10 protein-coding genes are annotated in these 13705 nt (G+C 64.2%); 4 read left to right on the top strand and 6 right to left on the bottom strand.

The window, feature by feature from the left end; genetic code table 11:
• Positions 1-12: 12 nt before the first annotated feature.
• The 3 genes from Q0139_RS14645 to Q0139_RS14635 are packed head-to-tail and all read right to left on the bottom strand — an operon-like array spanning position 13 to position 4384.
• The gene (locus Q0139_RS14645; RefSeq protein WP_298023709.1) at positions 13-1527 is read right to left on the bottom strand and encodes an MFS transporter; all 1515 of its coding nucleotides are present in this window, start codon (positions 1525-1527) and stop codon (positions 13-15) included.
• Positions 1524-3038 carry an MFS transporter gene (locus Q0139_RS14640; RefSeq protein ID WP_298023706.1) on the bottom strand — a complete coding sequence of 505 codons (1515 nt, stop codon included), beginning with the start codon at positions 3036-3038 and terminating at the stop codon, positions 1524-1526. Before Q0139_RS14640 ends, Q0139_RS14645 begins: the two co-directional genes overlap by 4 nt.
• Before the next feature lie 8 nt (positions 3039-3046).
• Positions 3047-4384, bottom strand: a complete 1338-nt coding sequence (locus Q0139_RS14635; RefSeq protein ID WP_298023703.1) for an acyl-CoA dehydrogenase family protein — start codon at positions 4382-4384, stop codon at positions 3047-3049.
• A gap of 218 nt (positions 4385-4602) precedes the next feature.
• Between Q0139_RS14635 and Q0139_RS14630 the strand changes: the two genes are divergently transcribed.
• Together Q0139_RS14630 and Q0139_RS14625 are read left to right on the top strand one after the other, a co-directional pair.
• The gene (locus tag Q0139_RS14630) at positions 4603-5166 is read left to right on the top strand and encodes a carboxymuconolactone decarboxylase family protein (RefSeq protein ID WP_298023700.1); all 564 of its coding nucleotides are present in this window, start codon (positions 4603-4605) and stop codon (positions 5164-5166) included.
• Positions 5163-5966, top strand: coding sequence for an SDR family oxidoreductase (locus Q0139_RS14625; RefSeq protein ID WP_298023697.1), 804 nt, complete (start codon positions 5163-5165; stop codon positions 5964-5966). Before Q0139_RS14630 ends, Q0139_RS14625 begins: the two co-directional genes overlap by 4 nt.
• Here Q0139_RS14625 and Q0139_RS14620 read toward each other — a convergent pair.
• The 3 genes from Q0139_RS14620 to Q0139_RS14610 all read right to left on the bottom strand — a co-directional run bounded on the left by Q0139_RS14620 (position 5963) and on the right by Q0139_RS14610 (position 10402).
• Entirely contained in the window at positions 5963-6877 is a 915-nt protein-coding gene (locus Q0139_RS14620) for an acyl-CoA thioesterase II (protein ID WP_298023693.1), read from the bottom strand. The two genes, Q0139_RS14625 and Q0139_RS14620, sit on opposite strands and share 4 nt — an antisense overlap.
• Entirely contained in the window at positions 6874-8196 is a 1323-nt protein-coding gene (locus tag Q0139_RS14615; protein ID WP_298023691.1) for an amidase family protein, read from the bottom strand. The genes Q0139_RS14620 and Q0139_RS14615 overlap by 4 nt, the downstream gene beginning before the upstream one ends.
• A 154-nt stretch (positions 8197-8350) precedes the next feature.
• Positions 8351-10402, bottom strand: coding sequence for a 3-hydroxyacyl-CoA dehydrogenase NAD-binding domain-containing protein (locus Q0139_RS14610; protein ID WP_298023688.1), 2052 nt, complete (start codon positions 10400-10402; stop codon positions 8351-8353).
• A 245-nt stretch (positions 10403-10647) separates the two neighbouring features.
• Here Q0139_RS14610 and Q0139_RS14605 point away from each other — a divergent pair, with 245 nt between their 5' ends.
• Positions 10648-12396: a class I adenylate-forming enzyme family protein gene (locus tag Q0139_RS14605; protein WP_298023854.1), complete on the top strand. Its 1749-nt coding sequence runs from the start codon at positions 10648-10650 to the stop codon at positions 12394-12396.
• Positions 12397-12522: 126 nt separating this feature from the next.
• Positions 12523-13584, top strand: a complete 1062-nt coding sequence (locus tag Q0139_RS14600; protein ID WP_298023686.1) for a hypothetical protein — start codon at positions 12523-12525, stop codon at positions 13582-13584.
• Positions 13585-13705 lie beyond the last annotated feature (121 nt).

Here is a 13705-nt window from a genome sequence, read left to right as displayed (position 1 = left end):
TCATCTTCCCATTCAGTTCGTCGTCGCCGGATTCACATTGCGCCCCAGGCCGCCCGGCTCGATTTCCTTTTCCTGTTCGGCGAGTGCGGCGGCTTCGCGCAGCTTCAACTCGTCGAGATTCGCCTGATGGCTCTGACGGTCGATCCGATAATAGAACAGAAAACAGGCACCGACGATATAGAAGGCGACGAGAAGCGGCACATAGACCACCGCCAGATTGAGCGGCACGGCCGGATCGACGGTCGCCGGATCCGTTCCCGGCTGCAGCCCGACCAGCGCGATCACGAGACCCGCGAAAAAGACGCCGAGACCCGACACCGCTTTCTGGATGAAGGTATTGGCGGCGTAGAAGATGCCTTCCGAACGCCTGCCGGTTTTCAGTTCGCTTTCCTCGACCACGTCGCCGACCATCGCATGGACGAGGATCGCGGACGAAACGCCGCAGGTCGCGTAGACGATGCTGACGGCGAACAATGTCGGCACCAGGGCGGGGTTTCCATTGTCGAAAAACAGCCCGGCGATCCGCAGCAGGTACGGCGCCGACACGACGAGAACGGCGACGACCGCCAGCCCGAACGCCGCGTTGCGCTTGCCGAAACGTTTGGAGATTTGCGGCGCGATCAGCAGGCCCAGAAAGGCGCCGACGAGCGAGTCGAGCGTCAGGATCGCAAGCTCGGCCGAGTTCAGCCCCCAGAGATAGGTGCCGAAATAGATGTTGAGAGCGGAGGTGAGCCCGATCGCGGTATATTTTAGCAGGCCGAAGGCGAGAATCGCAAGAAAGCCGCGATTGGCGAGCGTCGTCCGCATCTGGCCGACCGTCCTCACGAAACCGATCTTCTCCGGCGGCGCGATCGGCCGGAAATATTTGACCCGGTGGAAGGTCCCGAGGCTCGAGATGACGATACACCCGAACATCAATGCCGATCCGAGCAGCGCGAATTTCCAGTAACCGGCCGGATTGAGCTGGCCGACCGGATATTCGGCGGTCGGCGCGAGGAATATGTACAGCGTCGCGAAGGCCAGCGCGATCCCGCCGAGATAGGCAAAGAAATAGCGATAGCTCGCGACCGATGTCCGCTCGTCATAGTCGGTGGTCAGCTCGGGCGCGAGCGCGCTGCTAGGGATTTCGTAGAATGTGATGAACGTCCGGACGCAGCAACCGACGACCAGGATATAGACGAACATCTGCGTGTCGCTCATCCCCTCGGGCGGCATGAAGAGCAGCAACAGGCTGCCGGCCGCGGGAATGGCCGAGGCGAACATCAGCGGATGCCGCCTGCCCCATCGGGTCCGCAGATTGTCCGAAAACTGCCCCACGATCGGGTCGGACACCGCATCGACGACCAGGGCCACGAGGATCGCGAACGATACCAGCTCGGCGCGCACGCCGATGACCTGGTTGTAATAAAGCAGCAGGAACGAACGGAAGGCGACGTCCTTCACGCCATATCCCACCGATCCAAAGCCGTAGAGGACCTTGGTCGGCAGAGACAGCGGCGGAGGTGGAGGCGTCGCCGCCTGGGTCATCGCGCAGGCGCTCCGATCGGGGCATCGCGCATCTCTGCTTCCCGCGCCTCGGCCTCGCGGGCACGCAGGATCTCGATATTGCTCTCGTGCCGCTGACGCGTGATCGGATAGAAGAAGAGGAACAGACAACCGATTGCCCATAATCCGAACGACGTCGGAATATAATGAATCAGCAGGCTGTCGACCGTTGCGTCGGGGATCGTTGCGGGATCCGCGCGCTCGGGGAAAGCCGACCATTCCAGCACCCGACCCGCCACGAACACGCCGAGCGCCGCCGAACATTGCTGCATGAAGCTGGATGCCGCGAAGAAGGTGCCCGCCGTATGCCGCCCGGTCTGGACGGCGCTGTCCTCGACGACATCGGCCAGCATCGAGGACGTGTTGATCAGCGAGATCGCGACCATCGCCCCATAGACCGCTCCGACGAGAAACAGGCTCGGCACGAGCAGCGGATGGCCGACGGGGAAATAGATGTCGAACAGGCTCATCCAGAGCGGCGTGACCCCGATGCCGACGCCGACCACGGCGAAGATCATCGAGCTGGCACGCTTGCCCATCAGGTTGGAGAAATACGGCGCGAGCGGTGCGGCGAGCGTCGCCGCGACCAGGCTGTCGAATGTCAGGATCGCCAGTTGCCCGCTCGACAGCTTGAAGAGATAGGTGCCGAAATAGAGCGTCGTCGCGCCGTATAGGCCAATCGCCGTGTATTTGAACACGCCGAAACCGAAAATGGAGAGGAAGCCGCGATTGCGGAATGCGGCGAACATTTCGCGCAAATGCTGACCTAGCGATGTCTTGCCGGTCGGCACATCAGCCTGCCGCAGATGGGGGATACGATTGTGCGTGCCGACACCGAAGACGACGATCGCGATGAAGATCAACGCAGCACCGAGGATGGCGAAATTGGCGTAGCTGTCGGGATTGAGCTGGCCGACCGGATATTGGTCCGTCGCCACGAAGATGACGGCGAGCGAAAAGGCGGCAAAGCCGAAGCTGCCCGCATAGCCGAACCAGTATCGCAGCGAGAACAATTTGGTTCGCGTTGCATAAACATCGGACAGTTCCGGTGCCATGGCGCTGGCGTTGATCTCGAAAAGCGAAATCGACGCGCGCGTCAGCGACGCCATCGCGAAAATCCAGAAGCCCAGCTGCACATGGGTCAGCCCGTCGGGCGGAAACCATGTCAGAATGAAGAAGATCGCCGTCGGAACCGCCGATCCGTAGATGAAGGGATGGCGCCGTCCCCAGCGCGATCGCGTCACATCGGCCCAGCGGCCGATCGCCGGATCGACAAAGGCGTCGACCAGCAGCGTACAGGCAAGCGCCGTACCGACGATTCCCGCCGGAACCCCCACCACCTGATTGAAATAGAGCATCAGGTAGGTGGCGAAGGCGGCATTCTTCACGCCATTGGCGATCGCCCCGAAGCCGTATGAGAATTTCGTGCCGAACCCCAAGGGCGGCACGGACGGATTTTCGGTCGTTCCCGCGCCCGCGGTTGTGCTTGCCATATCCGCGCTCAGGCTTGCGCGAGCTTGCCGCTGCGGGCGAGCTCCCCGGCATCGGCGTCCTGCGCGAACTCGGTCGGATCGCCAAGCCGTGCGAGCGCGGCGGCGCGCTTGTTCGGGATGGTGTAATCCGGGAAAAGTTCGTTCCCCGCATCGTAATCGCGCAGCAATTGCTTGGCGATCGTCACCTTGTGGACCTCGGTCGGGCCATCGGCGATGCCCATGTCATAGGCGCCGATCAGCTGGCGTGTGAAGCCCATCTCGTTCGACACGCCGAGCGACCCGTGCAGGTGCATCGCGCGGCTGACGATGTCGTGATAGACCTTGGGCATCGCGACCTTCACCGCCGCGATGTCCTTTCGCACCTTTCGATAGTCCTTGTGCTTGTCGATGAGCCAGGCCGTGTAGAGCACCTGCAGCCGGAACTGCTGGAGCTGGACATAGCTGTCGGCGATATCGGCCTGCACCAGTTGCTTGTCGGCCAGCGTCCCGTCGCGCGTTTGGCGTGACACGGCGCGCTGGCACATCTGGTCGAGCGCCTTTTTGCACTGGCCGACCGTGCGCATCGCGTGATGGATGCGCCCGCCGCCCAGCCGCACCTGCGAGATCATGAAGGCCTTGCCGCGTTCGCCGAGAAGATGATCCTCGGGAATGCGAACATCGGTGTAGCGGATATAGCCTTCCGACCCGTCGTCATTGCCCGCGCCGACGCCGAGCGAACGGACGACCTCGACACCGGGCGTGTCGGCCGGAACGAGGAACATCGAGGTGCGATGGTGGCGCCTTTCCGCGTCCGGGTCGGTCACCGCCATGACGACGAGGAATTCGGCCCATTTCGCGTTGGTCGAAAACCACTTCTCGCCGTTGATGACCCAATCGCCGCCATCGAGTTCGGCGCGCGTCACGAAATTGGTCGGGTCTGAGCCGCCCTGCGGCTCGGTCATCGAGAAGCTCGAGACGATCCGGTTTTCGAGCAACGGCTCGAGATAGCGCTTCTTCTGCTCCTCGGTGCCGAAATGGGCGATGATCTCGGCATTGCCGGTATCGGGCGCCTGGCAGCCGAAGACCGAAGGGGCGAAGGGGTAGCCGCCGATGATCTCATTCATCAGACCGAGCTTCAACTGGCCATAGCCCTGCCCGCCGAGCTCCGGCCCGAGGTGACAGGCCCAAAGGCCTTTCTCCTTCACCCGCTGCTGCAACGGTCGCACCAGTTTCTCGTATTTCGGGTTGGTGACGTCCGATGGGTGGACGCCGGCGTAAATCAGGGGCTCGACTTCATCGCGGACGAATTCCTCCATCCAGTCGAGCTTCTCCTGAAACTCGGGTTCGGTCTCGAAGTCCCAGGCCATGCCTTCTCTCCAGGGGCAATATGTTCTTTTTATTTTGTGCAATCATAGGCAGGTTCGAAAAGGCGAGACAAGGGCCCTCGCGACGCGCGTGCCCTGACAGGCCGGGCATTGCGCGCCCTAACGCTACGGAAAGTGGCGCGCGGCGCCCGGAAAAATTGACAAACGCACCAATAAGAATTCCGGTGACATCCTGCAGCGAATCGAAAGGACCCAACCCGATGCGGCTCAATCGCCCCCGAATCGCCCCCCTGGCGGACGACGAACTCGACGCCGATCAGCGCGAATCGCTCAACGCCTTTTTCGAGACCGGGCGGGTCTTCAACATCTTCCGCACCCTGGCCCATGCCCCCAAGGCGCTGAAGCGGTTCAACCTGTGGGGCGGCTATATCCTCTCCGAACACAACGCCCTGCCCCCGCGCGAGCGCGAGCTCGTCATCCTGCGCACCGGCTTTCTGTGTTCGGCCGGCTATGAATGGGCGCAGCATGAAGTGATCGGCAAGCGCTGCGGGCTGACCGACAAGGAGATCGCCCGTATCAAGGACGGTGCCGACGCCGATGGCTGGAACAGCGAGGACGCGGCGATGCTGCGCGCAACCGACGACCTTGTCCGCGATCATTTCATCAGCGATGCGAGCTGGGCGGCGCTCGATTTCCTGTCCGACAAGGCAAAGATGGATCTCGTCTTCACCGTCGGCCAGTACACCCAGGTCTCGATGATGTTGAACAGTTTCGGCGTCCAGCTCGACGACGGCCTCACGCTCGACCCGGACCTGACGCGGTGAGCGGCCGTCTCGCCAGCAAGCGCGCCATCGTCGTCGGCGCTGGTCAGACGCCGGGCCAGACGATGGGCAACGGCAAGGCGACCGCGATCCTGTTCGCCCGAGAAGGCGCCGAAGTCCTGTGCGTCGACCGCAACGGCGAGCGCGCCGGGGAGACGGTGGCCGCGATCGGCGAAGAAGGCGGAACCGCGCATGCGTTGGCCGCCAATATCGCAAAGGCCGACGACTGCGCGGCCATTGCCGAAGCGGCGGCCGATCGCTGGGGCGCAGCCGATATCCTGATCAACAATGTCGGGATCGGCGGCGGTGGCGACGGGCCTGCCCACACCCGGACCGAGGATGCCTATGATCGGATCATGGCGGTTAACCTGAAGGGCATGTGGCTCACCATCCGCGCGGTGCTGCCGCAGATGCGCGAGGCGCGCGCCGGGGCGATCGTCAATGTCTCGTCGCTGGCCTCGCTCGCCGGTGGCTTCCAGCTCGGCTACGAAATGTCCAAGGCGGCGGTGAACCGGCTGACGACCAGCGTTGCCCAGGCCAATGCCGGGCGCAATATCCGGTGCAATGCGATCCTGCCGGGTTTTCTCGATACGCCGATGGCGGTCGAAGGCATTGCCGCCGCGCGCGGCGCGCCGGTCGAAGAGGGCCGCGCCGAACGCGACAAGCGCGTGCCGCTCGGCGGCAAGATGGGGACGGCCTGGGACGCGGCCTATGCCGCGCTGTATCTCGCCTCGGACGAAGCGGCCTTCGTCACCGGCGCGCTGCTCCCCGTCGACGGCGGCATGGGCGGCCGGATCGGCTAGCCTCTGTCGACCTGCCGGATCAGGCCTTCCTGCGCCACGCTCGCCACCAGCCGCCCGTCGCGGGTATAGATCTGGCCGCGATTCATGCCGCGCGCATGGCCCGACCAGGGGCTGTCCATGACGTAGAGCAGCCATTCGTCGATCCGGAAATCCTCGTGCAGCCAGAGCGCATGATCGAGGCTGGCGGTCTGCATCCCGCCGCTCTGCCAGTCGACGCCGTGCGGCAGCATCGACGTGCCCATCAACCGCGCGTCCGAGGCATGGGCAAGCGCCGCGCGATGAATGGCGGGGTCATCGGGCAGCGGCGCCACCGCCTTTATCCAGAGCTTCGAGACCGGTTCGCGTTTCGCACCGCCTTGCGGCCGATAGTCTTCGCAGGGCCGCATCTCGATGGGTCGCGGCCGCAGCATCATCCAGCGAAAGGCCTCGGGAATTTTGTCTTCGTGCGCCTTCCAGAAATCGAGCTCGCTGATCAGATTCTCGGGCGGCGGCGCATCGGGCATGTCGAACTGGTGATGCAGGCCTTCTTCCGGCACCTGGAAATTGACCGCCATCGACAGGATTGGCCGCCCCTTTTGCTGGGCGATGACACGGCGCGTCGAAAAGCTGCGGCCGTCGCGGTCGCGCGTCACGCGGTAGATGACCGGGAAATTCTCATCGCCGGCGCGCGTGAAATAGGCGTGGAGCGAATGGGCGGTGCGATCGTCGCCGACCGACTTTTCCGCCGCCGCCAGCGCCTGCGCAATCACCTGCCCGCCGAAGATCCGCCCGCGCCCGCCATGGAGCTGCGCGCCGCGATACAGATCGGTGTCGATCGGTTCGACGTCGAGCAGCCCGACGAACTCGTCGACCAGTTGCTGCGGCGAGGCCGTGTACGGATCGAAATCGCCCGCCGGATCGGATTCGCTCATTGCATGGCTTTCCCGATCAGGTCGGCAAGCGTCACCGCTTCCTGTTCGCGATATTTGGCGGTCACGATCTGCAACCCGATCGGCAGGCCGTCGGCATCCTCGCCGATCGGCATCGAAACGGCCGGAAGGCCCGGATAGGTCGCGATCGACACCCAGCCGAACTGGCGGCCGAATTCGGTTTCCTCGCCATTGATGACGAGCTTGCGGTCGTTCATCGGCACATCGGTGTGCGGGAAGGCCGTGGTGCCCGAATTGGGGCAGAGGATCGCGTCATATTCCTCGAACAGGTCGCGATATTGCCGGCCGGCCCGCGCCTGCTGGTCCACCATTTCGACCCAGCCGGGATAATCGGGCAGTGGATATCCGGACGACGGATCGCGGACGGCGAGCACCGTCAGCAGCATGTGCAGATACTGGCTGTGCAGCGTCGCGAAATCGGGCGCGAGATCGCTCTTGTGATCGACGGTGGCGCCGGCTTTGGCGCATAGCTCGGCTATGCCCTCGACCGCGTTCACGATCGCATCGTCGGCGACCGCCATGTCCGTCTCCGTCACCACCAGAAGCCGATAGTCCTCAAGCTTCTTCTTGCGCGCCCGCGGCAGCGCGATCTCCGCCGTCAGGTCGATCGCCAGTGCGAGGTCGTCTGTCGACCGTGCCAGCGGCCCCGTCACCGACAGTGGGATATCCGCCGTATCGGTCCCCGGGAAATAGTGCCCCTCGAGCGGGACGACGCCATAGCTCGGCTTGAGGCCATAGACGCCGCAATAATTGGCCGGGATGCGGATCGATCCGCCGATGTCCGACCCATATTCGAGCGGCACCATCCCCGCCGCCAGCGCCGCCGCCGAGCCGCCCGACGACCCGCCGACGACGCGGCCATGATCGTGCGGGTTGTTGGTGCGGCCGTAGACGGGATTGTTCGACATCCAGTCGGCAAGCATCGGCGGCACGTTCGTCTTGCCGAGGATGATCGCGCCGGCGTCCTTCAGCCGGCGGACGACATAGGAATCGCGGCCGGGAATATAGTCGCGGTTCGATTCCACGCCCCAGGTGGAAGGCAGGCCCGCAACGTCATGCGATTCCTTCACCGTCATCGGCACACCGAGCAGCGCCCCGCTTTCGCCCCGCGTGCGCCGGTCGTCGGCCGCCTTGGCCGCATCCATCGCCCGGTCGAAATCGCGCACGACGACGGCGTTGATCTCGCCGTCGCGCTCCTCGATCCGCCGGATCGCCGCCTCGCATTCGTCGACGGCGCTGCTCTCGCCCTTCGCGATCGCGGCGGCGGTTTCGATGGCGGTCTTTTCGGTTACGTGAATCATGGCATTCCTCCCAAAATCCTCCCCGTCACGGGGAGGGGGACCGGCCGCAGGCTGGTGGAGGGGCACCCACCACAAACGGCACACTAACGTGGCAGGCGCCCCTCCACCCCGCCGCTTCGCGTCGCGGTCCCCCTCCCCGTTCCGGGGAGGATCGCTAGTTGAACTTCTCTCCCGCCGCCGCCTTGTCCTTAAGCAGCTTCGACATCCTGAAGTTCTCGCCGAGCCGGTCGCCGTGTTTCTCGAGCCCCGCCACGACATTGTCGAGACCGACGGTATCGGCCCAGAACATCGGCCCGCCGGTGTAGAGCGGCCAGCCATAGCCGTTGATCCAGACGACATCGATATCGCTCGCGCGCTGCGACATGCCTTCCTCGAGGATCAGCGCCCCCTCATTGACCATCGGGTAGAGCAGACGCTCCTTGATCTCCTCCTTGGAGATCTCGCGCTGCTCGATGCCCTGCTTCTCGGCGAATTCGGCGATGACCTTCTTCACATCGTCGGACGGGGTGCGGTTGCGCGCTTCGTCATAATCGTAATAGCCCGCGCCGGTCTTCTGCCCGCGCCGGTCCATCGCGCACAGCGCATCGCGGACGCTCTCGATCCGCTCGGGGTCCCGATGCCAGCCGATATCGAGGCCGGCGAGGTCGGACATCTGGAAGGGCCCCATCGGGAAACCGAAATCGAGCAGCACGTCGTCGACGTCCCAATAATTCGCGCCCTCCATGATCAGCTTTTGCGCCTGCTGCTGGCGCGGCGAGAGCATGCGGTTGCCGATAAAGCCGGGGCACACGCCCGCCACCACCGCGATCTTGCCGATCTTCTTGGCAAGCTTCATCGAGGTCATCAGCACATCGTCGGCGGTCTTTTCGCCGCGTACGATCTCGAGCAATTTCATGACATTGGCCGGCGAGAAGAAATGCAGGCCCAGCACATATTCCGGCCGGCTCGTCGCCGAAGCGATCTCGTCGACGTTGAGATAGGAGGTGTTGGAGGCAAGGATCGCACCCTGCTTCACGATGCCGTCGAGCTTCGCAAACACCTCCTTCTTGATGTCCATATTTTCGAACACCGCCTCGATCACGAGGTCGCAATCGGCGAAGTCGGCATAGTCGAGGCTCGGCGTGAGCAGGCCCATCGCCTGTTCGACCTGCTCGTCGGTCATCCGGCCGCGCTGGGCCGTCCGTTCGTAATTCTTCCGCATCGTGCCGGTGCCGCGGTCGAGCGCGTCCTGCTGCATCTCGACGATCGTCACCGGGATGCCCGCCGAGAGGAAGTTCATCGAAATGCCGCCGCCCATCGTGCCGGCGCCGATCACGCCGACCTTCCTGATCGGGATGAGGTCGATATTCGGATCGATATCGTCGATCTTGTTCGCGGCGCGCTCGGCGAAGAAATAGTGGCGCATCGCGGCGGACTGGGTGCCGGTCATCAGCTGCATGAAGAGCTCGCGCTCTTTCTTCACGCCGTCGGCATAGGACATCTCGCCCGCCGCCTTGACCGCCTGGATGCCCGCTTCGGGCGCATCGAAACCCCGCAGGCGGCGCCCGTTCTTCTGGCGGAACTCGTCGAAGATCGAAGGATCCTTGACGCCGTCCTCATTCGCCGTGCCCTCGCTCGAACGCGGGACGGGTTGTCCGATCTTCGAGCGCGCAAAGGCGATCGCGTCCTCGGCGAGCGTGTCTTCCCCGACGATCTCGTCGACCAGGCCGATCTCCTTCGCTTTTTTCGCGCTGATCGGATCGCCGATCACGACCATCGGCAGCGCCGCCTTGGCGCCGACGACGCGCGGCAGCCGCTGCGTCCCCGCAGCACCCGGAATCAGCCCCAGCTTCACCTCGGGCAGGCCCAGTTTGGCGCTCGGCACCGCGACGCGATAATGGCAGGCAAGCGCGACCTCGCACCCGCCGCCCAGTGCCGTTCCGTGGATCGCGGCGACAACCGGCTTGTCGCCCGCTTCCATCTTGTCGAGCGCTTCGCCGAGGCTTGGCCCTTGCGGTGGCTTGCCGAATTCGGTGATGTCGGCGCCGGCGTGGAAGGTCCGGCCGTCGCAGCGGACGACAACGGCCTTGACGCTGTCGTCGCCCAGCGCCTCCTCGACGCCGTCGACCAGTCCCTGGCGGACGGCGGCGCCCAGCGCGTTGACGGGCGGGTTGTCGGACACGATGACGAGCACGTCGCCATGACGTTCGGTGGTGACTACGGACATGTGATGGGTCTCCTAAAGACTCGGGCTTTTTTCTTTCGAGTGTCGCCCATCGGTGCGAGGCTTGGCAAGGCTGTCGTTACGTCAACCCGCCGCGCGGGAATCACTTGAGATTGACGGGCTCGGCTCATAGCGTGCGGAAAAAACAAATAGGCTCCGGGATTCGCGCAAAGGCGAGGCCGGAGAAATGGAGAGACAGCGTGAACGAGATGGTGGCCGACACCGAAGCCGAAATTGCCGAAAACCCGATGGCGCTCAATCCGGAACATCCGGACTGGCCATTGGTATCGCTGGCCGAGGCCAATGCGATCCTGACCGCCGAAGGGAGCACGTTCGAGACCGAAACGGTCGAGATCAACGGCCGCCCGACCACGGTCTGGAAGAACATCCCGCCGAGCTTCGCCGATTTCGCCCGCGCCGCGCGCATGGCCTTTGCCGCGCGCGAGTTCGTCGTGTTCGAAGACGAGCGCGTCACCTACGATGCATGGTTCCGCGCCGTTTCCGCGCTGGCCCGGAAATTCCAGGAGATGGGCGTTCAGAAGGGCGACCGGATCGCGCTTGCCACCCGCAACCTTCCCGAATGGCCGGTCGTCTATTTCGCGACGCTGTCGATCGGCGCCATCGCCGTGCCGCTCAATGGCTGGTGGACGGGCGGCGAACTCGAATATGGGCTGGCTGATTCGGGCGCCAAGATCCTGGTCGCCGATGGCGAACGCTATGACCGGATCGCCCCGCACCTTGCGAACCTTCCCGGAATCGAAAAGATCATCGTCACCCGTCCCGGCGGCGAACTCGGCGAAGACGTGACGCTCCTGAGCGATCTGATCGGCACGAGCGCCGACTGGGCGAACCTCCCCGACGAGGATATCCCGGCCGCCGATATCGGGCCCGAAACCGACGCCTCGATCCTCTACACCAGCGGCACGACCGGCAAGCCCAAGGGCGCGATCGCGACGCATCGCAATTCGCTGACCAACCTGCTCTCGTCCGGCTATGCCGTCGCGCGCGGGGCTCTCCGCCGCGGCGATCCCGTCGCGCCGCCCGGCACGATCCCCGATCCGATGTGCTTGCTGCTCGTGATCCCGCTATTCCACGTCACCGGCTGCACGGCGATGATGGGGCCGCTGATCGCGGGCGGATCGAAGATGGTGCTGATGCACAAATGGGACACGGTCCGCGCGATGGAGCTGATCGAGCGCGAGAAGGTGACGCTGACCGGCGGCGTCCCGACCATCGCCTGGCAGATCCTCGAACATCCCGATCGCGACAAATACGACCTCTCCAGCCTCGACAGTATCACCTATGGCGGCGCGCCAGCCTCGCCCGATCTCGTCCGCAAGATCAAGGGCGACTTCAAGGCATCACCGGCGATGGGTTGGGGCATGACCGAAACCTCGGGTACCGTTACCGGGCACAGCGCCGAGGACTATCTGAACCGACCCGACAGCTGCGGCCCGCCCGTGCCGGTGGCGAAGCTCAAGATCATGTCCGAAGACGGCAGCCGCGAGCTGCCGACCGGAGAGATCGGCGAATTATGGGCGTTCGGCGCGCAGGTCGTGCGCGGCTACTGGAACAAGCCGGAAGCCAATGCCGAAACCTTTGTCGACGGCTGGATCCGCACCGGCGACCTCGCCAAGCTCGACGAGGAAGGCTTCTGCTATATCTGCGACCGCGCCAAGGACATGATCATCCGCGGCGGCGAAAACATCTACTCCAGCGAAGTCGAGAACGTCCTCTACGACCATCCCTCGGTCACCGATGCGGCGCTGGTCGGCCTGCCCCACAAGCAGCTGGGCGAGGAGCCCGCAGCGGTCGTCCATTGCACCAAAGGGCAGGAGGTGAGCGAGGCGGAATTGCAGGCCTGGGTCGCCGAGCGGCTCGCCAGGTTCAAGGTGCCGGTCAAGATCGCCTTCGTCGAGGAAACGCTGCCGCGCAACGCAAACGGCAAGATTATGAAGAAGGACCTGCCGAGGTTGTATTTCGGGGTGGAGGGGTAAAAAAAATGCAACTGTCATGCTGAACTTGTTTCAGCATCCACCCCTCCTTCCGCACCCGCTCGGCATTTGGAAGAGTGGATCCTGAAACAAGTTCAGGATGACGAAATTGGGCGAAGGGGGAATGCTATGAAAGTCGTGCAACTGGCTATCGGGCTCATCGGCACGCTGCTCGCCGCACCAGCCACCGCCGCGCAGTTCGATTTCGTCGCGCTCGGCGATACCGCCTACAACCTCCCCGGCGACCTGCCGCACTATCAGCGGCTGATCGACACGATCAACGCGGCCGATCCCGCTTTTACCATCCATGTCGGCGACATCTGGGGCGCGCGCGAATGCAATGAGGAAAGCTATCGCGACGCCGCGACATGGTTTGCGCGCTACGAGGCACCGGTCGTCTATACGCCGGGCGACAATGAGTGGACCGATTGCCGCGACATGCGGATCGTGCGCGCATTTATGGGCGTGGGTTCGCCCGAGGACCGGCAGGCGCTCGGCGAGGCGATGCGCTTCGAGAACGCCTTCGCCAACTCCGCCTATGTCGATGTGCTGGCGACGCTCGATACGCTGCGCGGCGTCTTCTATCCGGGATCGGAGAGCCTCGGCGCCAATCCGATGCCGCTGGCGCGGCAGGCCGATGCCGGCGGCGACTTTCCCGAGATGGTCGAGAATGCGCGCTGGACTCACGACGGCGTCGTCTTCGCGACCGTCCATGTACCCGGGTCGGACAACGACTTCCTGATCAATGACGAGGCGCGGGCCAGTGCCGCCCAGCGCCGCAACCGCGCCAATGTCGCCTGGATCGCCGAAACGTTCGCACAGGCCATGGCAAACGATGCCCCCGCCATCGTCATCGCGCTCCATGCCGGCATGTTCACCGGCGAGGAGGGTGACAGCTTCACCGGCCAGGCGATCCGCGGCGGGCGAACGGGACCCTATGGCTGGATCGTCCTCGCCATCCGCGACTATGCCGCGCGCTTCGGCAAGCCGGTGCTGCTGATCAACGGCGATTTTCACGAGTTCACGATAGACCGCCCCTTCCTTGTCGATCGCGGCGAAGGCGAGGCGCCGCTCTATGGCAATATCACCCGACTGCAGGTTTACGGTGCGCCCGAAATTCGCGCCGTACGCGTGGGCGTCGACACCGAAACGCCTTGGGTCTTCAGCTTCGAACCGCTCTACGCTGACTAATTCCTCCCCGGCACGGGGAGGGGGACCATGCGAAGCATGGTGGAGGGGCGCCCGCCTCAAAGCGCGCCGCAAGAGGACAGCCCCCTCCGTCAGCCCTTCGGGCTGCCACCTCCCCGTGCCG

The organism is uncultured Parasphingopyxis sp. (assembly GCF_937129435.1).
Lineage (GTDB): Bacteria > Pseudomonadota > Alphaproteobacteria > Sphingomonadales > Sphingomonadaceae > Parasphingopyxis.
Note: the sequence above shows the minus strand (reverse complement) of the source record. Positions and strands in the feature narration are given on the sequence as shown.